Origin of the sequence: Ensifer adhaerens (assembly GCF_002007205.1) — a bacterium.
Taxonomy (GTDB): domain Bacteria; phylum Pseudomonadota; class Alphaproteobacteria; order Rhizobiales; family Rhizobiaceae; genus Ensifer; species Ensifer adhaerens_D.
In genome coordinates this window covers 334,821-355,500 of sequence record NZ_LAZS01000012.1, presented here as the reverse complement: position 1 = coordinate 355,500, position 20,680 = coordinate 334,821, and the positions used below count along the sequence as shown (strand labels likewise).

The 20,680-nt window shown below is 62.2% G+C and carries 18 protein-coding genes; 8 read left to right on the top strand and 10 right to left on the bottom strand.

Features of this window, described 5'->3' with window-relative positions:
- Positions 1–2 precede the first annotated feature (2 nt).
- The 3 genes from phnA to XB14_RS26455 form a co-directional block, all read right to left on the bottom strand.
- A complete protein-coding gene (phnA, locus tag XB14_RS26465; RefSeq protein WP_077966112.1) occupies positions 3–1,265 on the bottom strand; it encodes a phosphonoacetate hydrolase in 1,263 nt (420 codons plus the stop codon).
- A gap of 15 nt (positions 1,266–1,280) precedes the next feature.
- Complete coding sequence (locus tag XB14_RS26460) at positions 1,281–2,483, bottom strand: 2-aminoethylphosphonate--pyruvate transaminase (RefSeq protein ID WP_077966111.1); 1,203 nt, start codon at positions 2,481–2,483, stop codon at positions 1,281–1,283.
- 102 nt (positions 2,484–2,585) lie between these two features.
- Positions 2,586–4,238 (bottom strand): Na/Pi cotransporter family protein, encoded by a 1,653-nt coding sequence (locus XB14_RS26455; RefSeq protein WP_077966110.1) that lies wholly within the window; start codon positions 4,236–4,238, stop codon positions 2,586–2,588.
- A gap of 118 nt (positions 4,239–4,356) precedes the next feature.
- Between XB14_RS26455 and XB14_RS26450 the strand changes: the two genes are divergently transcribed.
- A complete protein-coding gene (locus XB14_RS26450; protein WP_077966109.1) occupies positions 4,357–5,232 on the top strand; it encodes a LysR substrate-binding domain-containing protein in 876 nt (291 codons plus the stop codon).
- Positions 5,233–5,428: 196 nt separating this feature from the next.
- On the opposite strand, the gene XB14_RS26445 is transcribed toward XB14_RS26450, so the two are convergent.
- From XB14_RS26445 to XB14_RS26430, 4 genes are all read right to left on the bottom strand, one after another.
- The gene (locus tag XB14_RS26445) at positions 5,429–6,400 is read right to left on the bottom strand and encodes an ABC transporter permease (RefSeq protein ID WP_179119678.1); all 972 of its coding nucleotides are present in this window, start codon (positions 6,398–6,400) and stop codon (positions 5,429–5,431) included.
- 11 nt (positions 6,401–6,411) lie between these two features.
- Complete coding sequence (locus XB14_RS26440) at positions 6,412–7,392, bottom strand: ABC transporter permease (protein WP_077966107.1); 981 nt, start codon at positions 7,390–7,392, stop codon at positions 6,412–6,414.
- Positions 7,389–8,930 (bottom strand): sugar ABC transporter ATP-binding protein, encoded by a 1,542-nt coding sequence (locus XB14_RS26435; protein ID WP_077966105.1) that lies wholly within the window; start codon positions 8,928–8,930, stop codon positions 7,389–7,391. Before XB14_RS26435 ends, XB14_RS26440 begins: the two co-directional genes overlap by 4 nt.
- A gap of 75 nt (positions 8,931–9,005) precedes the next feature.
- Entirely contained in the window at positions 9,006–10,130 is a 1,125-nt protein-coding gene (locus XB14_RS26430; RefSeq protein ID WP_077967755.1) for a sugar ABC transporter substrate-binding protein, read from the bottom strand.
- 351 nt (positions 10,131–10,481) lie between these two features.
- Here XB14_RS26430 and XB14_RS26425 point away from each other — a divergent pair, with 351 nt between their 5' ends.
- From XB14_RS26425 to XB14_RS26410, 4 genes are all read left to right on the top strand, one after another.
- A complete protein-coding gene (locus XB14_RS26425) occupies positions 10,482–11,393 on the top strand; it encodes an SMP-30/gluconolactonase/LRE family protein (protein WP_077966102.1) in 912 nt (303 codons plus the stop codon).
- 15 nt (positions 11,394–11,408) lie between these two features.
- A complete protein-coding gene (locus XB14_RS26420; RefSeq protein ID WP_077966101.1) occupies positions 11,409–11,633 on the top strand; it encodes a tautomerase family protein in 225 nt (74 codons plus the stop codon).
- Positions 11,630–12,685, top strand: a complete 1,056-nt coding sequence (locus XB14_RS26415; RefSeq protein ID WP_234804147.1) for a LacI family DNA-binding transcriptional regulator — start codon at positions 11,630–11,632, stop codon at positions 12,683–12,685. The genes XB14_RS26420 and XB14_RS26415 overlap by 4 nt, the downstream gene beginning before the upstream one ends.
- 299 nt (positions 12,686–12,984) lie before the next feature.
- A complete protein-coding gene (locus XB14_RS26410) occupies positions 12,985–14,181 on the top strand; it encodes an aromatic ring-hydroxylating oxygenase subunit alpha (RefSeq protein WP_077966100.1) in 1,197 nt (398 codons plus the stop codon).
- Between the two features lie 149 nt (positions 14,182–14,330).
- Here XB14_RS26410 and XB14_RS26405 read toward each other — a convergent pair whose 3' ends face one another.
- The gene (locus tag XB14_RS26405; RefSeq protein WP_077966099.1) at positions 14,331–15,743 is read right to left on the bottom strand and encodes an aminotransferase; all 1,413 of its coding nucleotides are present in this window, start codon (positions 15,741–15,743) and stop codon (positions 14,331–14,333) included.
- A gap of 245 nt (positions 15,744–15,988) precedes the next feature.
- On the opposite strand from XB14_RS26405, the gene XB14_RS26400 reads away from it, so the two are divergent.
- Genes XB14_RS26400 through XB14_RS26390 form a run of 3 tightly spaced genes read left to right on the top strand, consistent with a single transcriptional unit; the run spans position 15,989 to position 18,814 of the window.
- Entirely contained in the window at positions 15,989–16,912 is a 924-nt protein-coding gene (locus XB14_RS26400; RefSeq protein ID WP_143348552.1) for an ABC transporter permease, read from the top strand.
- The gene (locus tag XB14_RS26395; protein WP_077966098.1) at positions 16,909–17,733 is read left to right on the top strand and encodes an ABC transporter permease; all 825 of its coding nucleotides are present in this window, start codon (positions 16,909–16,911) and stop codon (positions 17,731–17,733) included. Before XB14_RS26400 ends, XB14_RS26395 begins: the two co-directional genes overlap by 4 nt.
- Before the next feature lie 7 nt (positions 17,734–17,740).
- Positions 17,741–18,814, top strand: coding sequence for an ABC transporter ATP-binding protein (locus XB14_RS26390; protein ID WP_077966097.1), 1,074 nt, complete (start codon positions 17,741–17,743; stop codon positions 18,812–18,814).
- A 46-nt stretch (positions 18,815–18,860) separates the two neighbouring features.
- Here XB14_RS26390 and XB14_RS26385 read toward each other — a convergent pair whose 3' ends face one another.
- Positions 18,861–19,943, bottom strand: a complete 1,083-nt coding sequence (locus XB14_RS26385; RefSeq protein ID WP_077967751.1) for an extracellular solute-binding protein — start codon at positions 19,941–19,943, stop codon at positions 18,861–18,863.
- A 40-nt stretch (positions 19,944–19,983) separates the two neighbouring features.
- Positions 19,984–20,643, bottom strand: a complete 660-nt coding sequence (locus tag XB14_RS26380; protein WP_077967749.1) for a TetR/AcrR family transcriptional regulator — start codon at positions 20,641–20,643, stop codon at positions 19,984–19,986.
- Between the last annotated feature and the right edge of the window lie 37 nt (positions 20,644–20,680).

The following is a 20,680-nucleotide window of genomic DNA, read 5'->3' as shown; positions in this document are numbered from 1 at the left end:
CCTCAATGCGCAACTTGCGCCGCTGCGACAAGCGCGTAGAAGAACGCGTCGAAATTGCGCAGTGTGCTGGCCGTCAGGAGTTCGGGAAGCTTGCGATTGGCGATGAACGGCACCGCCTGTTCCGTCAGGCCCCCATGCGAGCGCAGCGGCTCGTTGAGTGCTGCCAGATCGTGGCGATGCTCGCTGGTGCCGAGCGTCTTGTTTTCGGTCGAGATCAGCACGAGGTCGCCGATGCGGTCGTCCGGCAGTTCGAAGCGCACGCAGGCTTCCGGGCGGGAGAGCACGACGTCGATGCCTTCGATCGCCTGCAGCCGCTCGATGATCTCCTCCTTGTCGGCGCCCTCAGGCAGATAGGCGGTGGCAAAGGAACCGAGCGCGCCATGATGCACGACATAGGGGTCGGTGATCGGCAGGATGACGCGCGCGGCGTCCTTGCCGAGCCATTCGTCGAGCAGGTCCTGGACGTAAACGACGTCAGGCGAACCATCCGTCTTGTGCTTCGGCTTCATGCCGTGGTCGGCGGTAACGATGATCGCCGCGCCAAGTCCGTCAAGTTCGGTCAAATACTTGTCGAACATCTCATAGAAGGAATTCGCCTGCGGCACGCCGGGCGCATATTTGTGCTGCACGTAATCCGTCGTCGTCAGGTACATGACATCGGGCCGGAATTCCTTGAGCAGTTTGACGCCGGCGGCAAAGACGAACTCGGAGAGATCGGCCGAATAGACTTCCGGCACGGGGCGGCCAAGCCAGGCCGAAGCATTGTCGAGACCGTTTTCCGCCTTGGTCGTCTTGTCGGACTTTTCCGAGGAGAAGCAGACCGCCCTGCCCTCGTCGAACTTGAGGCCGTGGCCGAGCAGCGCCCGCAGCTTGTCCTTTGCCGTAACCACGGCCACCTTCGCGCCGGCATCGTAGAATGCCTTGAAGATCGTCGGCGCGCGCAGGAAGCGCGGGTCGTTCATCATCACTTCGTTGCCTGTCTGCGGTTCGTAGAGATAGTTGCCGCAGATGCCGTGGATCGCCGGCGGCCGGCCGGTAGCGATCGAAAGGTTGTTCGGATTGGTGAAGCTCGGGATGACGCTGAGCGCCGTGCGCTCCGTCCCGGTCTTGCGGATGCGCTCGAGCGTCGGCATCAGCCCGGCCTTGATTGCTTCATCGAGATAGGCGGGCTCGCAGCCGTCGAGGCAGATGGCGATGGCCGGAACCTTCGGCCAGGGATAGGTGCGGCGGTTGGCGGTGACGGTGATCTTGGACATCTGGTTCATTGGAATTTCCTTTGTTCAGGCAGCGAGACGGCGGCGTTCTTCAAGGGCGACGGCCGGGGGAGCGGCGCTGTCGACACCCATTTCAGTCAGGGAACTGCGGGCGGCCTCGACCACGCGGCGCATGACATGCTCGTCCATGCGGCCAATGCAGCCGACGCGGAAACTGTCGACCACGGTCAGCTTGCCCGGATAGATGATGAATCCCTTCTCCTTCATCAGGTCGTAGAAGCGATCGAAGGCGAAGGCCGGATGGGCCGGACTGAAGAAGGTGACGATGATCGGCGACAGCCATTGGTCGGCAAGCAGCGTCTCGAAGCCTGCCTCGCGCATGCCGGCCACCATAACGTCGCGGTTGCGGGCATAGCGGGCTCCGCGGCCGGCAACTCCGCCCTCCTCCCGGTGCAGACGCAAGGCCTCCAGGAAGGCCGCGACCACGTGGGTCGGCGGCGTGAAGCGCCACTGGCCGGTCTTGTTCATGTAGTCCCACTGGGCGTGCACATCGAGGCTGAGCGAATGGCTGCGCCCCTTGGCGGCCTCAAGCTCGCTCTTGCGGGCGATGACGAAGCCGAAGCCGGGAACACCCTCGATGCATTTGTTGGCCGAGGAGACGATCGCCTCGTAGCGGAAGTCATTGACGCCGGCGGGCACGGCCCCAAACGCGCTCATGGAATCGACGAGCAACTTGCGGCCACGGGAATAGACGGTGTCAGAGATTTCCTTCAGCGGATTGAGAATGCCGGAACTGGTCTCGCAATGAACGACGACGACATGGCTTATGGCCGGGTCTGCATCGAGAGCGGCGGCGACTTCCGGTCCGCGCGGCGGCATGTAATCGCCCTTGTCGATGGTCACGTGGTCGCGGCCGAGATAGGTGAGCGACTGGGCGATGCGCTTGCCATAGGCGCCGTTCATCAGCACCAGTACCTTGCCGTCCTTCGGAACGAAGCTGCCAAGCATCGCCTCCACCGAGAACGAGCCACTGCCCTGCATCGGCACGCAATCGAACTCGCCCTTGGTGTCACCGGCGATGTCGAGCAGTTCGCTTCGGAGCTTGGCCGTCATCGCCCGGAAGTCGCCATCCCAGGAACCCCAGTCCCTGAGCATGGCTTCCTTGACCACGTAGGCCGTCGTCAGCGGGCCGGGCGTGAGCAGATAGGGCTCGCCGAGCCTCGGCGTTTCCAGGGGCGCGATGGTTCTGTCAGAAGCGGTGTTTGGCATTGTCCGTCCTCGCGGTTGGCGTGTTCGAGAACGACAATGGGGCGGAAACATATATCTGTAAAATCGTTCTTTTGTATCAATCTATCGTTTCTACTTATGCTTCTAGGCGGCCGGCACCAGCCGGCTTTCCAAGAGGTCCCCGCTCTCGCGCAGGCGCGGATAGGCCATCGTCGTCACCAGCGAATTGACCTCCTTCAGCGCCCGCACGATCTCCAGGTGCATGTCGCTCGATAGGATGCTGGCGGCCACCCCTTGGCGAAGCCGCTCCAGATGGCTCTTGCTGCTCTCCTCCACGAGCCGACGCACATGTTCCTTCTGCCGCACCATTTCGCGGGCGATCACCGGATCGGGTGAGACGAGGAGATTGGCCGCAAGCCGGACGTTGGAAGACACCGACTCATGCAAAAGGGTAAGCTCGCGCCAGCCCTCCTGCGAGAACGCACCGGCTCCTTCCAGTCTTTCCTCCGCCATCTGCAGGAGGCTCTTCGCGACGACGTCTCCGGCATACTCCAGGTGGATCGCAGCCTCGGTAAGCTCGATGCCGCGCCGCGACTGATCGTCGGTGAGAATGCCGCGGTTGACGGCGGCGATGTAGAGCTTGATCTCGCTATGTGCCCGATGGATATCGCCGTCGATGCCGCGCAGCGTCTTTACCGCCTGTGGGGTCGGCGACTGGATGACCGCCATGATGGGCTCGAGCATGCGGGCGATGAGATTGCCCATGTGCAACACTTCGCGCGCTGCCGCCGCGAGCGCCTGCGCAGGCTTGTCGATTAGCGCAGGGTCAAGAGCGCTGAAATGTATCGAGTGATCGCCCGCGCCGGCGGCATCGGGCGCAAGCAAGCGAAGGAGGCGCGCCATCGCGCCGCAGAAAACCGTCCCGACGACGACAAGCGCAGTATTGAAGAGCACATGCAGGTTGACAAGTTCCGCGGCCACCGTCTCGCCGGGAAGCCAGTCAAACGGGGCATGCACCGAGAAGAGGCCGAAGATCGTTGCGCCGAACAGGGCTCGAAAGAGAAGATTGCCAAGCGGCAGGCGGCGGCCTTCGACCGGCAGACCGCGCGTCAGCCACAACGCGATCAACCCGCCGCCGACATTGACGCCGAGAACCAGGGGAATGCCGACGTCGACAGGCACAATGCCCTTCGCGGCAAAGGTCAAGATCAAGAGGATCGCCGCCACGCTGGAATGCAGCGCCCAGGTGAAGAGCGCCGCGAGGATCATCACCGTCAGCGCGTCCTGGCCGATGAAGGCGACGACAGACGGCAAAAGCGGGCTTTGCGCCAGCGGCTGCGTTGCATGGCCAATCATCTGCAGCGACAGAAGCAATAGACCGATGCCAAGCACGGCGCGCCCGCCTTCGACCGTCTTGCGGCTCGATGCCTTCAGATGCGCGAGACCACCTGCCGCTATCAGCAGCGGCGCCAGCCAGTGCAGATCGAACGACAGGATCTTGACGACGAGGGCCGAACCAAGATCGGCTCCCAGAAGCACCGCGAGACCGATGTCGAGCGCCAATGCGCCACTGACGGCGAAGCCGGCGGCGAGCATGGCGACGGCCGTCGAACTCTGCAGGGCAATCGCCACGGCGCAGCCGCAGGCGGCGGCGCGCGGCCTGCCGCCGGCGCCACCAACCGTTCGCGCGACGATGTCGCCCGCCGCCGCTTCGACGCCCTTTTTCACGAGACTGACGGCGTAGAGCAGAAGCACGGTGGCAGCGGCAAGTTCGAGGGCGACAGCCGGGAGGTTCATGCGCGCACTCCGTAAAAAGGATGGAATCCGAAAACTATCCGATGCCGCTTTACATAAATCAAATCGTTCGTTTTAATAAAACCATAGATCAAATCTATTATCAGGAGGCGTCGTACGGATGCGCTATGTCCAGCTTCGCGCCTTCCACAACGTGGCCATCCACGGCGGTTTTTCACGCGCCGCGGAAGCACTGTTCCTCACCCAGCCTGCGGTCTCCGATCAGGTGCGCAAGCTCGAGGAGGAATATGACGTCCTGCTCTTCAACCGGAACAAGAAGCAGGTCACGCTGACCCAGGCGGGCCAGCAGCTCTTGGAAGTGACCCGCCGGATGTTCGACGTCGAACAGCAGGCGCTGGACCTTCTTTCGGAATCGCGCGCGCTCCGGGCCGGCAAGCTACGGATCGTGGCGGACGCCGCACACCATCTGCTGCATATCCTGGCCGCGTTCCGGCGCACCTACCCGACGGTGCAGGTCTCGATCGATTCCGGCAACACCGAGACCGTCATTACCAGCCTGCACGCCTACGAGGCGGATATCGGCGTTCTCGGCGAAATCCCGCAATCAAGCGATTTCGACGTCCTGAAGCTCAACTCCACGCCGATCATCGCCTTTGCCAGCCGCGACTATCCGCTCGCGAGCCGGAAAACGGTTACTTTCTCCGAGCTCGCAGGGCACCCGCTCGTCATGCGCGAGCAGGGCTCCAAGACCCGGCAGAAGCTGGAAGCGATGGCCGAACAATGCGGCGTGCCGCTCACGCCTCTCATCGAAGCCGAAGGCCGCGAGGCCGTGCGCGAGATCGTGGCGGCCGGCGGCGGGGTCGGCTTCGTCTCCTCCGCCGAATTCGGCCAGGACAATCGTCTCGTTCCCATCCGGATCGATGCACCGGAAATGCTGATGGACGAAGCGCTGATCTGTCTGCGCGAGCGTAGCAACGGCAAGCTCGTCAGCGCCTTCTTCGACATCGCGCGCAGGCTAGCCAAAGCGGCGGCGTGAATCGTCAGCTTCACAGCATGGATCACCTCTCACGGACTGTCTTAAAAACTGGAGACCGTCACCATACCCAAAACTTCCACGCTCTGCCGGATATCCCGCGAACGGCCGAGGAAGATGTGCGGTTCTGCGTGCCGATTGTCCGGGCAAGGCGCTTGCCGGGCTCTCGCCGCATCGCATGTCCCTGTTCTCCGCAAGCTTAACGGCTGGCTGGTGCGCGACCATAGAGCAGGAGCATGAGTATGATCACCACGCCGTAGATGATCTGGCGCCCGGCCTCGGGCATCTGCGTGACGGAAAGGATCGATTGCAGCAGCGTGATGAGGATGACCCCGGCAACCGTGCCGAGATAGGATCCCCGCCCGCCGAGGATCGAGGTGCCGCCGAGCACCACGGCCGCTATGGCAGGAAGAAGGTAGGCATCGCCCATGGATTGCGAGGCCTTGGAGGCATAGCCTGCCAGCAGGACGCCGCCGAAGGCCGAGAGCCCGCCCGATGCGGCGAAGGCGATCATCACGATGCGGCGGGTATTGATCCCTGAAAGATAGGCCGCCCGTTCGCGATTGCCGATGCCGTAGACGGCCCGACCGAAGCCCGTCCGGCGCAGCAGGAAGACCATCACCGTGCCGACCAGAGCCCAGATGAAGACGACATTTGGGATACCGGGGATCAAGGCGCCGGTGGAGAGGTAGCGCATGGCCGCGGTGGCCGAATCCTGCGGCGAGAAGCCGCCTGTGTAGACCACCATCACCCCTTGAGCGACGGCATTCGTCGCCAGCGTCACGATCATCGAGGGTATGCGCAGATATGCCACCCCGACACCGTTGACGAGCCCGATACCGATGCCGCAAAGGATGCCGAAAGGGATCGCAAGTGCAGTGCCTACCGGGCCGTAGGCGGCGGCCGCGCAGGCCATCATCGCGCCTGTTGCAACGGCCCACGGCACGGAAAGGTCGATCTGCCCGAGCAGGATCACAAGCATCATGCCAGTGGCGATGATGCCGAGGAAGGATGCCACCTTCAATTGCTGCAGCAGATACTCCGGTGACAGGAAGCTGCGCGAATAGAAGCTGCCAAGGACAAGCAGCAGCAGGATGCAGCCGAACGCGGTGACCACCGCCGGATCGAGTTTGCGCAGGAAGTTCGGCTTGCGTCCATTTGCGCGCGTCATCGCCGTCTCGCTCACAGGAACCACTCCAATCTATTGCGCACGCGGAAAAGGGCCAGAGCGCCGAGGCTGATGGCCGCAAGCAGGATCAGCCCTTGGAACAGCGGTTGCCAGAGCGGGTCGAGATCGAAAACGAACAAAAGGTCGCCGATCGTGCGGAACGCCAGCGCGCCAAAGACGGCACCGATGGCGCTGCCTTTGCCGCCGAACAGTGAAACGCCTCCCAGCACCACGGCGGCGATCGAGAACAGCGTGTAGGCGTTGCCGCTGGCAAAAGCCGCGTCACCAGTATACGTAAAAAAAGTGAGGAACAGCCCGCCGAGGGCGGCGACCAGGCCCGAGAGCGTATAGGCAAGCAGCTTGCCGCGCCGGATCGGCATGCCAGACATGTAAGCCGCAGTTTCGGAAGAACCGGCGGCATAGGCCGCCCGGCCATAGACCGACCGGCTGAAGGGCACCCATATCAAGACAACCACCGCCGCGAGTGCCACAAGGCTCGCCGGGACGATCCCGAATATACGTCCTGTCAGGGCGTCCGCCAGGCCCTCGTTCACGGACCCACCCGGAAAAGGTCGCAGCAGCAGGGCCAAGCCGAAATAGATCGCCCCGGTCGCAATCGTCGCCACGATCGGCTGCAGCCGCCCGTATATGACGATGGCTCCATTGATTGCGCCGCAGAGCGCCCCGACGGCGAGGACGACAACGATGCCGAAGGTCGTTTCGAGCGGCGAGCCCACGACCAGCCATGAGGCCAGGCAGTTGGTGAGAAGGAAGATCATGCCGACGGAAAGGTCGATGCCCGCGGTTATCACCACCATGGTTTGGGCCATCGCGACAAAGGCGAGCAGCACCCCCTTGTTGGCGGCCGTCTGGATGACGTTGGCTGTTAAGCCAGCCGGATGGTTTGCCGTGTAGATGATGAACATCACCACGAAGACCGCAACCGCAGTCAGCGCACCCCGGTGCTCGGCCAGTCGGTACTGCCAGTCGTTCATTGCGCGGGCTCCTGATGGGTTGGTTCCGCGGACGGGATGTTTAGCGCGCTCGCGATCAGGGCGCGCTCCGTTATCTCAGCTCCCACCAGTTCCCGTTTCACCGCCCCGTCATAAAGCACGAGAACCCGATCGCAGCAGCCGATCAACTCGGCGTAGTCGGTCGAATAGAACAGGATGGCCGCGCCCGCGTCAGCCAGGCGCCGCAAGAGCAGATAGATCTCCTGCTTGGTTCCCACGTCGATGCCGCGTGTAGGATCGTTAAGGAGGACGATGCGTGGCTGCCGCATCAGCCATTTCGCGATGACGACCTTCTGCTGGTTGCCGCCGGAGAGCGCACCGACGGGCGCATCGATATTCCCCGCCTTGATGGCGAGCAGCGTCATCATCTGATTGACCGCGCTCTCCTCTTTCGCGCTGTCGATGATCCCGCCGCGCGTCAGCCGGTCGAGCGACGCAAGCGAGAGATTGTCGCGCACCGTCATCGGCAGCATCAGCCCCTCGGTCTTACGGTCCTCGGGGATGAGCGCCATGCCGACGCCGCGCCGGCGCGCCTGCGCGGGGCTGCTGATGCTGATAGGGCTGCCGTCGATAAGAATCGTGCCCCGCAGCCCGCGCAAGACGCCGAATAGCGCCAGAAGCAGATCCCGCTGCCCCTGCCCGTCCAACCCGCCAAGACCGACGATTTCGCCCGAGCGGAGCGAAAACGAGATGTCGTGGAGCCGGTCCGCCCAGGACAGATTTCGTGTTTCAAGCACTGGCGCGGTTTGTGCAAGCCGGCTCGGCTTCGCAGGGTAGACGCTGTGATATTCACGGCCGATCATCATCTCGATGACTTCGCCATCACTCTTGGAGCCCGCCGCGTAGCTCGCGACCTTGCTGCCGTTGCGAAACACCGTGCAGTCGTCCGCAAGTTCCGCGATCTCGTTCATCCGATGCGAGATGTAGACAAGCGCAAGCCCTTCCGCACGCAATCGCTTCAGCACTGCAAAAACCTTCGAAACATCGGCCGCAGTCAGCGCCGATGTCGCCTCGTCGAGGATGAGGATGCGCGGCTTGCGGGCCAGCGCCTTGGCAATCTCGACGATCTGCTTGCGCGACAGCGGCAGATCCTTGACCAGCGCCAGAGGATGGATGTCGGCGGCACCGGCGCGCGCCAGCGCCTCCTCTGCCAGGCGCCTCTGGGCCTTGCGGTCGATCATGCCGAACCGCGTCGGCGGATTGGAGATGACGATATTGTCGGCAACGCTGAGTTCCGGGATCAAGGACAACTCCTGGAAGACGCAGGCAATCCCCGCGGCGTTGGCGGCAGCCGGCGAAGCGAATTTCACCGGCTGCCCGCCGAGCGTCATCTGGCCGTCGTCCGCAGCCACGACGCCGGCCATGATCTTGATGAGCGTCGACTTTCCGGCGCCATTCTCGCCGAGTACTGCGTGGATGGCCCCTGCCCTGACCGACAGTCCGGCATTTTCAAGCGCGCGAACCCCACCATAGCGCTTCGATATTCCCTCCATGCGAAAGAGCGGTCCGCCATTTTCCATTGCGCACTCCGGGAAACCGTTACGGACGACGGGCACCGCACGCCTAGCTGCCTGCGGTGCCCGTTCCTTATCGACCTATTGGTTTTCCTTGCTCTGCTTCATGATCTCCTGGGCGGAGAAATTGATGCCGCAGGTCGGGAAGGAATTGCCGACGAAGAAATTGTCGGATTCGGACTGGAAGTAGTCCTGGCCCTCCTTGAAATTCGGATCTTCGACAATGGCCAACGGCAACTTGACCGACTGCGGCACCACCTGTCCCTCGAGCGCGGCGATCGCCGTCTTGATGGCAACGGCCACCTGGGCCGGTCCGGTTCCGGCCGACGAGCATTTCAGGCCGTCGGCAGCATGTGCTGCGCAGAACTTGCGAAACCCGTTTTCGGTTTCGCCGCCGAACGGCACGAAGGGATGCTTGGCGTCGATCATCGCCTGGACGATGCCCGTATCGCCGCCCTGTCCGGTAACGCCGTCGAACGGACCGCTGGTCGCGATCGCATCCGCGGTCACCTTCTGGGCAACGCCGTCGTCCCATTTGCCCATGACCTCGACGACCTCGAACTTCTTGCCCGACGCCTTGAGTTTCTCATGGATGCCGTCGTGCCGGTCGGTGTCAACAGAAGTACCGGCCACGCCGCGCACCTCGAGTACCTTGCCGCCATCAGGCAGATGTTTGACGAGCCAGTCGCCCCACAGTTGCCCGAGCCCCTTCTGGTCGACGTTGACGTTGATCGCGTCCTCGGTGTCGAGGATGTTGTCGAAGGCAACGAGCACCACGCCCGCCTCCTTCGCCCGCTTGATGACGGGCGCGAATGCCGTCGGGTTCTGAGCGTTGACGACGATGGCGTCATAGCCGGAATCGATGAAGTTGTTGATCGCCGAGATCTGGGCGGGCACATCCTCACCTGTCGATACGACCTTGAACTCCTTCAGCTTGGCTGCGACATCGGGCTGAGCGGCATAGGCCTTGGCCGTCTGAACCATCTGGATACGCCAGGTGTTGGCGATGTAGCCGTTCGCAAGAGCGATGCGGTATGGGCCGTCCTTTTTCGGAAACTTGAAGAATTTGGTGTCCGCCGACCAAGGCGCAAAACATTCCGGTTCCGCCGCAGGTCCTGAAACCACTTCCGGATCTGCGTAGCCGGCCGATCCCAACATGAAAAAGGCAGTGGCAGCAACGATGCCGCCAGCGAGTGACTTCACCATCGACATTCCTCCCATTGGCGCGCCACTGATTTTGTTCTCCGGTTCGAGAGTGAACTTCTTCCCTCTGGAACGGCACGAACTTCTCTGGCACCGGCACGCTGGATGCCTGCTTTCACCATTGACGAGGCGCTCTGGTCTCCTCCCGAAAACACCGTTGTCTCTTAATTAGGTAGCGCTACCACAAATAATTGTAAAGTAACATTTGCGGATTACCGAGAACCGAATCTCCCGGTTTTCAAGTGAAATTCGGCAAAGGTTCGACATCGAAGCAGGAAGCCTATTCCCTTCCGTTATGATAGCGCTATCATACGAGCCCGTTCAGAGTGCGATCGTTGCCGCATGAGGATACCCATGACCGAGGATTTCGAGATCGTGGACCAGCGCTTTGCCCGCCTGGTCAACCAGAGCGCCCGAGTGGAGCAGCTCTATACGGGGTGTCGCTGGGCTGAGGGGCCCGCCTATTTCGCAGCCGGGCGCTATCTGGTCTGGTCGGATATCCCCAATGACAGGATGCTGCGTTATGACGAGACCGACGGGCATGTGAGCATCTTTCGCCAACCGTCGAACTTCGCAAACGGCAATACCACCGACCGGGATGGTCGTCTGGTGACCTGTGAGCACGGCGGCCGCCGTGTCAGCCGCACCGAACATGACGGGAGCATCGTCACTGTCGCGGACCGCTGGAACGGCAAGCGCCTCAACTCGCCGAACGACGTCGTCGTACAGTCGGACGGATCGATCTGGTTTACCGATCCGGCCTACGGCATCGAAAGCGATTACGAGGGACACAGGGCCGAAAGCGAAATCGGCGCCTGCCACGTCTACCGTGTCGACCCGGCTACGGGCACGGTTGCCGCGGTCATCACCGACATGGTGCGCCCGAATGGGCTCGCATTCTCGCTTGACGAAAAAAAGCTCTACGTCGTCGACACCGGCCGGACGCACGGACCCGACCTCCCGGCGCAGATGCGCGTCTTCGATGTGAACGAGGCGGGCGCGGTATCGGGCGGGCGGGTCTTTGCCGATTGCACCGCGGGCCTCTTTGACGGGTTCCGCCTGGACGACGAGGGGCGGATCTGGACGAGCGCCCGGGACGGCATCCATTGCTACCACCCGGACGGCACTCTGCTCGGCAAGGTCAGAGTGCCGGAGAATACCGCCAACTGCGTGTTCGGCGGCGCGAAGCGGAACATCCTCTACATCTGTGCCACCAGCTCGCTTTATGCGGTTCGGCTGATGGTCAACGGCGCAAAACTCTACTGAGGCAGGAGGCCAGCCATGCCGTTCGTGCGGATCGCCATCGTGCGCGAGACCCTCGCCGATGATCCTGCGGCCAAGAAGGCGGAAATCAGCAGCAAGGTCGTGGCGGCGATTGCCGAGGCAACAGGATTGCCTGAGTGCGACATCTCCGTCGTCTTCGATGAGGTGGAGGCCAGGAACTGGTATGTCGGCAACACCGATGTCGAAACTCTTCGCTCACGCAGCCAGCAGGAGCCGACGTGACCGACGATATCACTTCCAGGGACCAGGGCCGAAAGGCAAGCCGGCGCGGCAGTGGCAGGCCGACAATCGCCGACGTCGCAAAGCTGGCCGGCGTCGCTGCGATCACTGTCTCCCGCGCGCTGCGCTATCCGTCGCAGGTTTCGGCCGAACTGCGCGCAGAGATCGATACGGCGGTGGCCCAACTCGGCTATGCGCCCGACCCCAATGCGCGCGCGCTCGCGTCCGCGCGGGCCGACGTGATCGGCGTTCTCGTGCCGTCGCTGACGAACATCGTTTTTGCCGACACCTTACGAGGCATCTATGACGGGCTCGGCGACGGTCCGCTGCAGATACAGATGGGCAATACCCACTATTCGCCGAGGGAAGAGGAACGGTTGATCCGGATGTTTTTGAGCCAGCGGCCATCGGCGCTGATCGTGTCCGGCATCGACCAGACCGAGGCGACCCGCCAACTGCTCGAGAGCGCGGATTGCCCCATCGTGCAGATCATGGAATATGGCGACGATCCGGTCGATATGCTGGTTGGCTTTTCTCACTTCGATGGCGGCAAGGTAGCGACCAGCCATCTGATCGAGGCTGGGTATCGGCGGATAGGCTTCATTGGCGCGCGCATGGATCCGCGCTCGCAGCGTCGCCTCGCCGGTTACCGCTCGGCTCTGGAAGCCGCACAGCTCTTTGATCCCAAGCTGGTAACCACGACGCTGACACCGTCGCGCGTGTCGCTCGGTGGGCAGCTGCTTGCCGATGCGCTGGCAAAGGTCGCCGATCTTGACGCGGTCTTCTGCAACAATGACGACCTTGCCATGGGCGTGCTTTTCGAATGCCAGCGGGCGGGTATCGCCGTGCCGCACCGCATGGCAATCTGCGGCTTCAACGATCTCGACATGATGCGCGTCGCCTATCCGTCGCTCACCAGTGTGCGCACACCGCGCTATGAGATCGGCCGACACTCGGTGCAAATGGTGCTGGATCGACTTGCCGGTCGGCCAATCGCATCGCCGATCGTCGACCTGGGCTTCGAGCTGCAGGTCCGCGAAAGTACGATGTTGTGAGACAAGCCCGCATGGCGGGCTTCGGCTGCATGGGCAGATACGAAGATCGCCGCCTCATGTCGCACCGCCAGGCGCACAAGTGAGCATTCCCGCAACGCTTGCCGATCCTGCGGTTCCATCGCTTGTTCCATTCCTGCCGGTTCTGGTTACTCACCCTCGATCGATGGAACGGAACCGTGCTCTATCTCATCGGCCTTTCCCAGGTCTTCCTTCGACGACGGTGAAGAGGCCCTTAGGTCTTCCCTTCATCGCAATAGCTGGATATATTGAATGAACGTTCAGCAAAAATGGAGACCGTGATGAACGAGTTGGTCCGCGACATTTCCATTCCAAACAACTGGGATCGCCGTGGGCTGCCCGGGTGGTGCTACCACAGCGACGCCCTGCTGGAGCTGGAGAAGGAACACGTCTTCCGACAGCATTGGCAGATCGCCTGCCATGTCTCCGATGTGCCGGAACCCGGCAACTACATCGCCATGGATGTCGTTGGCGAACGCGCACTGATCCTGCGCGGCCAGGACGGTACGCTCCGCGGCTTTCACAACATCTGCCGCCATCGCGGCTCGCGGGTCGTTGCCGACGACAAAGGAACCTGCCGCAATGCGCTCGTCTGTCCGTTCCACGGCTGGGTCTACAATCTCGACGGAACGCTGCGCGGTGCTGCGCGGCCGCGCTCCTTCCCGCCGCTCGACAAACAGGCCTTCGGGCTGATCCCGCTGGAGCTCGAGGTGTGGATGGGATTTGTCTTCATCCGCTTTCGTCCCGGTCCGCAGCCCGCGGTCGCCGAGCTCATGCAGCCTTTTGCCGATGAACTCGGGCAGTACGGGACCGAGACCATGGTACCGACCTATGGCATCTGGACGCAGGACAGCCCGGTCAACTGGAAGTCCGTGCGCGACGTTGACAACGAAGGTTATCACGTCGCCATGGCCCACCCGGCGCTGCAGGATCTCTATGGCTCGACCTATTACGACGAACCCTTCGTCAAGGGGCTCTGCCGCTCCTTTGCGACCTACAATCCGCATGCCGGGCGGCGCTGGAGCGTAAGGCAATACGTACAGATCGCACCAGAAGCGACGCATCTGCCGGAACGACTGCGCAAGGCCTGGATCTATTTCGGCCTGTTTCCGAACGCGGTCATCGCGGTGACGCCCGAAAGCGTACAGTTCTATCAGGAATTCCCGCTTTCGACCGGCAAGACGCTACTGCGCGGCGCGATCTACCGCTATCCCGATGAAACGCGCCAGCAGCGGCTCGCCCGCTACCTCGCCTTCCGCATCGACCGAGACACCCAGGCCGAGGATGTGCAACTGACGATCTGGTCAAATGAATCCATGACCTCGAAAGCCTTCGGTGGGTTCTATCTGTCGGATCTCGAATATGGCGTACGCACCCACCATGATCACTTGCGCGCTGTGCTGCCGGTCATGACGCTTGAGCAGGCGCCGCGCGAGGAAGAAATGGCGACGGTCAACGCGACATTGGCGGCGCGCTGAACAGAGACAAAAAGAAGGGCCGGAGATCATCCGGCCCTGAAATCGCCCCCGCCGGGGAATGCTGGCGGGGCCGAGGCATTTTTAAGAGCGGGAGGAGGAAAAGTGTGCGCGGTTTTCCGCTCGCATCCCGCTCTAACATGTTGGGGCTCCTACCCCTTCCAGAGCCCCTCACGCACCAGTTCGTCCATCGTCCGGCGAATGCTGACATCAAGGATCTCGGCCATGTCGTCGATCTGGCCGGTCGTGATCGTCAGTGGCGGCGACATCACGCACATGTTGATCAGCGGTCGCACGAGCAGGCCAAGTTCCTGGCAGTGCCGGTCGATGCGCTTGCCCACTTCGAGATCAAGCATCAGCGGATTGTTGCTGACCCGATCGGCCACACACTCGACGCAGGCCATCAGCCCCAGGCCGCGGGCCTCGCCGACGAGCGGCAGCGCCTCGAGCCGCTTCAGCGCGCTCTGGAAATGACCGGAGATGGCGCGCGCATGATCGAGCAGCCCATCTTCCAGAATGTCGAGATTTCTGAGCGCCACCGCGCAGCCGATCGGGTGGCTCGAATAGGTGAGGCCGTGGGCAAACATGGCGTCGGAATGATTGGACTGGCGCAATGTTTCCAGAAGCCGCGACGAGATCATCACGCCGCCGAGCGGGAAATAGCCTGACGTCACCCCTTTGGCGAAGGTGATCATGTCGGGCTCGATGCCGAACACCGCCTTCGAAGCGAAGACCTCGCCGAGCCGGCCGAAGGCCGTCACCACCTCATCGGCGATGAAGAGAATGTCGCTCTCAGCGCATAGGGTGCGCATGCGCTGGAGATAGCCTGCCGGCGGCACGATAACCCCGCCCGACGCCATGACCGGCTCGGCAATGAAGGCCCCGATTTTCTCCGCGCCGCGCTCCGTGATCACCGCGCGGAACTCTGCCACGAGGAAATCGCAGAACTCGGCTTCGCTCTGGCCCGCAGGACGGCGGAAGGGATTGGGACAGGTGAGCTTGATCACCTGGTCCGAAGCGCTGTCCATCCAGTCGTGGTCGCGCGGCCGTCCGTTGAGCGAAGCCGAGAGATAGGTGGAACCGTGATAGCCGCCCTGACGCGAGACGATCAGTTTCTTCTCCGATCGGCCGCGCACATTGTTCATGAACTGCATGAAGCGCAGCGCCGTCTCCACCGCCGACGACCCGCCGGTCGTGTAGAACACATGGCCGAGATCGCCGGGCGCATGCGCCGCCAGCCGTCCGGCAAGCTGCACCGAAGGCGTGCTCGTCGTGTACCAGGGAGAATTGTAGGACAGCGCCAGCGCCTGGTCATGCAGCACCTGAGCCAGTTCCGCCCGGCGATGCCCGACATTGACGCACCACATGCCGGCGGGGCCATCGATCAGGCGGCGTCCCTCGCCATCGGTCACGTAGATCCCGTCGCCGCTTTCGATCGCCCCGCGCGATTCGGCGCCGATGCTGCCGGCGACCGGCCAGGGCTGGACGAGATGACGCGCTGCAAGCTTGGCGTTTTCATCCGCGTCGCGGTTGGGCACAACTGCTGAATCGAGCTTCGCGGCCATCACGGAATCTCCCATAAATCCGATCCATTTCGCCACTCAACCAATTGATAAAGATTGACAAAGAACTATTTTATTGAATGGCTGTTCAATCAATATTGCAGAAATTCCGCTTGCGTTCAATCCCGATTTGCGTTTTGCTAATTTGAGGGAACACGAAAAGGCGGAAACCGCCACGGGATGGATAGAATGAAGCGATCGCTGCATTTCCAGTGTCCACGCTCAACACGTTGCGCGAGGACATGCTGATGGCGGTTCTGTCGGGCACGGGGGTGGAGCATCGGCCCGCAGATCCACCGAAAAGCCGAACACGCTGGATCGCCAGCGAAGAGGCAAGCGGCCTCGCCCTGATCTCACCGACATTGCTTTACGCGCTTGCACTGCTCTTCCTGCCCGTCCTGATCGTCATCGCCTACAGCTTCTGGACCCAGGATTATCTGACGATCGACCGCACCTTTACCCTTCAGAATTACCGCACTGCGCTTGGCGAGCCGATCTACCAGGACCTGCTCCTCCGCTCGCTGGTCATCTCGCTGGTCGTGAGCGTGGTGACCGTCACCGTCTCCTATCCGATCGCCTGGTTCATCTCCTTCCATGGCGGGGTGCACAAGAACCTCTGGCTATTCCTGATCACCGTGCCCTGCTGGACAAGCTACCTGCTGCGTGTGATGTCGTGGAAAGTCATCCTCGGCTATGGCGGTGTAATGAATACGGGACTGCTGTCGATCGGCCTCATCGACAAGCCGTTGACGACGTTGCTCTATAACTCCAACGCCGTCGTTATCACGCTGGTTCACAGCTGGGCGGCGTTCGCGATCCTGCCGATCTACGTGTCGCTGGAAAAGGTCGATCGCTCGCTGATCGAGGCGGCGCACGATCTCGGTGACAACAAGCTGATGAGCTTCTTGCGCGTCACCCTGCCCCTGTCGCTGCCGGGCGTCATCTCCGCCTTTCTCATTGTCATGATCCCCACGGTCGGCGACTACGTCACGCCAAAACTCGTCGGCGGCAAGGACGGGGTGATGATCGCGACCGCCATCCAGGCGCAGTTCGGCAAGGGGGCCAACTGGCCGCTCGGCGCCGCCCTTTCGGTCACGACCATGGTCGTCGTCTCGGCGATGGCAGGGCTTGTCGTTCTGGCACTCCAGCTGCTGGTGAAGGTGACCAAATGAGCGGACGTCACGGTATTCCGAAATCGCGCTGGTTGCCCGCCTATGTCGGCCTCTACCTGCTGTTCCTCTATTTCCCGATCCTGCTTTTGCCGATCTTCTCGTTCAACAACGCCTCGACCACAACCTTCCCGCTCGCAGGCTTCACCACCAAATGGTACGCCTCGCTCTGGGGCAATTCGGCGATGCTGGAAGCGGCACGCAACAGCCTGATCGTCGGCATTTCCGTAGCACTTCTCAGCACGATCCTCGGCATCTGCGCTGCCCGCGCACTGACCCGCTATCGCTTCCGCGGCAAGAAGCCGGCCACGGGTCTCATCATGGCGCCGCTGTTTCTGCCTGAAATCATCGTGGCAGTCTCGCTGCTGATGGTGCTCTTGCAGCTCGGGCTTGAGCTCTCGCTCGTCACCGTCATCCTCGGCCAGGTGATCTTCTGCCTGCCCTATGCGATGTCGGTATTGATATCCGGCTTCGACGGTTTCGACCGGTCGCTGGAGGAAGCCTCGCTCGATCTCGGAGAAACGGCGATCGGCACCTTTCGCCGGGTGACGCTGCCGGTCGTCGCACCGGCAATCGTCTCGAGCCTGCTCGTCTCCTTCACGGTGTCGCTCGACGAATTCATCCTCGCCTTCTTCCTGTCGGGTACCGAACCGACACTGCCGGTCTACATCTGGGGCCAGTTGCGCTTTGCCGCCAAACTACCGGGCGTGCTCGCACTCGGCAGCTTGATGCTCCTGATCTCGATCCTGCTTCTTACACTTTCGGAAATCATACGCCGCCGCGCCGAACACAGGCTCAGGGCACAGGGAGCGCAGCATGCCTGATAAACCGATGATCGCGATTGAAGGCGTCAACAAGTTCTACGGCATCTACAAGGCGCTCGATAATGTCTCGCTCGACATCGCCGCCGGCGAATTCTTCTCGCTGCTCGGCCCTTCCGGCTGCGGCAAGACCACGCTCCTGCGCTCGATCGCCGGCTTCGACACGCCAACCGAAGGCGACATCCGCATCGACGGGCAATCGGTGATCGGCGTGCCGCCGAACCGCCGGCCGACCAATATGGTCTTCCAGAACTATGCGATCTTCCCGCATCTTAATGTCGAGGAGAATGTCGCCTATGGCCTGAAGCGGCTGAAGCTCGATGCCGCCGAGGAGCGCCGGCGCGTCGCCGCTGCCCTCGAACAGGTCCGGCTTGGCCATCTCGGCAAGCGCCGGGCGCATGAGCTTTCAGGCGGCCAGCGCCAGCGCGTTGCCCTGGCGCGCGCGCTGGTGATGCGCCCGAAGGTTCTGCTGCTCGATGAGCCGCTGTCGGCGCTCGACAAGAAGCTGCGCGAGGAAATGCAGGTGGAGCTGCGCACGCTGCAGCGCGCCGTCGGCATTACCTTTATCCTCGTCACTCACGATCAATATGAGGCGTTGGCGCTTTCCGACCGCATCGCCGTGATGTTCGGCGGCCAGATCGCGCAAGTGGCGACACCCAAGGAAATCTACCAGCGCCCGAACACGCGGCAGGTCGCGGATTTCCTCGGCGGCATGAATTTCATGAAGGCCCGCGTCACCAACGAGACGGCGACCCGTATCTCCGTCGAGACCCCGCGTTTCGGCGGCGTCACGGTCGACAAGCCGCTCGGCTTCGTCGCGCGCAACGGCGCGGCGACGATCGGCATCCGGCCGGAGCGGCTGCGCGTTCTCTGGGACGATGCCCACTCCGACTTCGAGGTCGCCGGCAAGGTCGTCGACCGCCACTATTTCGGAGAAATCACCCACTTGATCGTCGACATTCCCGGCCTCGAGCAGCCGCTCTCGGTTTCGGAAACCAACAATTTCGGCGCCGACGACATTCCGGTCGGCGATACGGTGCGGCTTGCTTACGATCCGGACGCGCTGGTCGCCGTTGCCGACTGACAAAGGTTTAGGCGAGCCGTGAACCACGACCCGCCCCATTCCCTGCTCAATAGCCCGACTTGATCTTCTCGAATTCGGCGATCATGCGCTGGCGCAGCTCGATCGGCATCGGTGACTGGAACAGCGTGTTGGCGAGGAATTTCGAGACGTCGGCATAACCCTTGTCGGCAAGGATCTTCGGATCGACCTGCGCCATGCCGCGGGCGTTCGCATGACCGTAGCCCCAGGACTCGACCATGTAGGACGTGATCGCCGGATCGGTGATTGAATTCAGGTAGTCATATTGTTCCTCGACCGGCGCCCGCCCGCCCTTGAGCCGGACATAGCCGCAGACCCAGGTCGAAAGCCCCTCTGATGTATCCTTCTTGATCGCGGCCGGAACACCATCGGCCTGAAGCGTCGTCGCCGTCTCGTTCCAGGCCCAGGCGAGATCGACCTCGCCGCTGGCGATCGCCTGGCTCAGGTCGGTGTTGTCGGTCCAGTAGAGACGCACGTTTTTGTGCACCTCGCGCAGGAAGTCAGAGGCCTGCTTGAACTGCTCGTCCGTCATCGTCGTCCAGTCCTTGACGCCGATGGCAAGGCTCGCCAGCGCGTAGGCGTCATCGACATTGTCGCCGATCGAAACCCGGTCCTTGAACTTCGGATCGGCAAAGGCCTTGAGCGATTTGACCTCGTCTTCTTTCACAGTGTCGGTGCGATAGGTCAGAACCGTGTTGCCCCACTCGAAGGGAAGCAGCCAGGCCTTGCCATCCGGCGTCGTCATCAGCCCCTTCATCGCCGCGATACCCGGGTCGATATCGTTCCAGAAGGTGAGCTTCGAGGTATCGAGCGGCTCGATCAGCCCTGCCTCGCGCCACTTCGCGACACTCTGCGAACAAGGATGGGCAAGGTCGGCCTTGAAGCCGGAACGGAGTTTCTGAAAGGCTTCTTCCTCATCGCCAAAGAAGCTGAAGTCGGGCTCGTCGCCGTGCTTGGCGGTGTAGGACGGGTGGAATGCCGGGTCCTCATAGCCGGACCAATCGAAGATCGTGAGATTTTCGGCGGCAAGCGCCGGCAGGGCGGTGGTTGAGACGAGCGAGGCGATGAAGGCGCCTCCCAAGATTTGCCTGCACGCGTTCACCAATGTCATGCCAACCTCCTCCATTCGGCCATTCCGGCGTTATCGTTCCCTATTTCGGCCCTTCCCGGGTGAAATGCCTGGGAAAGGCGACGAGCAAATATTCGACAGCTGCCGCGTGCGCCTTTTCGCGCGTCAGGCCATCGCCCATCATCAGCCGCAGCCACAGCCCTTCCATCGATGCGCAGAGTGCCAGCGTCATACCCTCGGGTTCATAGGCGTAACCGCCCTCGTCCTTGAGCGTGTGGCAAAGCGCCAGGAAGATCTCCTGGTACTTCACGTCGCGCGCGCCGCAGAGCGCCTGGTAGGTCGGCCGCGACTTCGCCTCGCCCCAGAAGGCACACCAGGCCGCAAGTTTGCGCTTGGTGCAGATCTTGCGATCGAAATCGCAGGCAACGAGGGCCCAGAGCTGCGCCGCAGCCTTGTCGCCGGCCTTTTCGAGCGCTGCCCCCCAATTGGCGGCATATTCGTCGGCCATGTATTGCAGCGTGGCGATCAAGAGCTTTTCCTTGCTCTCGAAATGGAAGTTGACGATGCCACGCGACAGGCTGGCGCCATCGGCAACGTCGGCGAGCGTCGTTTCCGAATAACCGCGTTTTGCCAGCGAATCGATCGTCGCTTCGATCAACTGTTGCCGCCGGGTTTCCTTCGAGGCCTTGCGGCCGCGCTTTTCGCCTTCCGCCGCTTCCTGCACTTCAGGGGTGAGTTTCATCCGTACCGCCGTCTCGTTCTTCTTCAGGCGCAGATGC

Bases quoted from the DNA above. Each gene is read 5' to 3' on its own strand.
- phnA (WP_077966112.1), bottom strand. From the start codon at position 1,265: ATGAACCAGATGTCCAAGATCACCGTCACCGCCAACCGCCGCACCTAT.
- XB14_RS26460 (WP_077966111.1), bottom strand. From the start codon at position 2,483: ATGCCAAACACCGCTTCTGACAGAACCATCGCGCCCCTGGAAACGCCG.
- XB14_RS26455 (WP_077966110.1), bottom strand. From the start codon at position 4,238: ATGAACCTCCCGGCTGTCGCCCTCGAACTTGCCGCTGCCACCGTGCTT.
- XB14_RS26450 (WP_077966109.1), top strand. From the start codon at position 4,357: ATGCGCTATGTCCAGCTTCGCGCCTTCCACAACGTGGCCATCCACGGC.
- XB14_RS26445 (WP_179119678.1), bottom strand. From the start codon at position 6,400: ATGACGCGCGCAAATGGACGCAAGCCGAACTTCCTGCGCAAACTCGAT.
- XB14_RS26440 (WP_077966107.1), bottom strand. From the start codon at position 7,392: ATGAACGACTGGCAGTACCGACTGGCCGAGCACCGGGGTGCGCTGACT.
- XB14_RS26435 (WP_077966105.1), bottom strand. From the start codon at position 8,930: ATGGAAAATGGCGGACCGCTCTTTCGCATGGAGGGAATATCGAAGCGC.
- XB14_RS26430 (WP_077967755.1), bottom strand. From the start codon at position 10,130: ATGGTGAAGTCACTCGCTGGCGGCATCGTTGCTGCCACTGCCTTTTTC.
- XB14_RS26425 (WP_077966102.1), top strand. From the start codon at position 10,482: ATGACCGAGGATTTCGAGATCGTGGACCAGCGCTTTGCCCGCCTGGTC.
- XB14_RS26420 (WP_077966101.1), top strand. From the start codon at position 11,409: ATGCCGTTCGTGCGGATCGCCATCGTGCGCGAGACCCTCGCCGATGAT.
- XB14_RS26410 (WP_077966100.1), top strand. From the start codon at position 12,985: ATGAACGAGTTGGTCCGCGACATTTCCATTCCAAACAACTGGGATCGC.
- XB14_RS26405 (WP_077966099.1), bottom strand. From the start codon at position 15,743: ATGGCCGCGAAGCTCGATTCAGCAGTTGTGCCCAACCGCGACGCGGAT.
- XB14_RS26400 (WP_143348552.1), top strand. From the start codon at position 15,989: ATGGCGGTTCTGTCGGGCACGGGGGTGGAGCATCGGCCCGCAGATCCA.
- XB14_RS26395 (WP_077966098.1), top strand. From the start codon at position 16,909: ATGAGCGGACGTCACGGTATTCCGAAATCGCGCTGGTTGCCCGCCTAT.
- XB14_RS26390 (WP_077966097.1), top strand. From the start codon at position 17,741: ATGATCGCGATTGAAGGCGTCAACAAGTTCTACGGCATCTACAAGGCG.
- XB14_RS26385 (WP_077967751.1), bottom strand. From the start codon at position 19,943: ATGACATTGGTGAACGCGTGCAGGCAAATCTTGGGAGGCGCCTTCATC.
- XB14_RS26380 (WP_077967749.1), bottom strand. From the start codon at position 20,643: ATGAAACTCACCCCTGAAGTGCAGGAAGCGGCGGAAGGCGAAAAGCGC.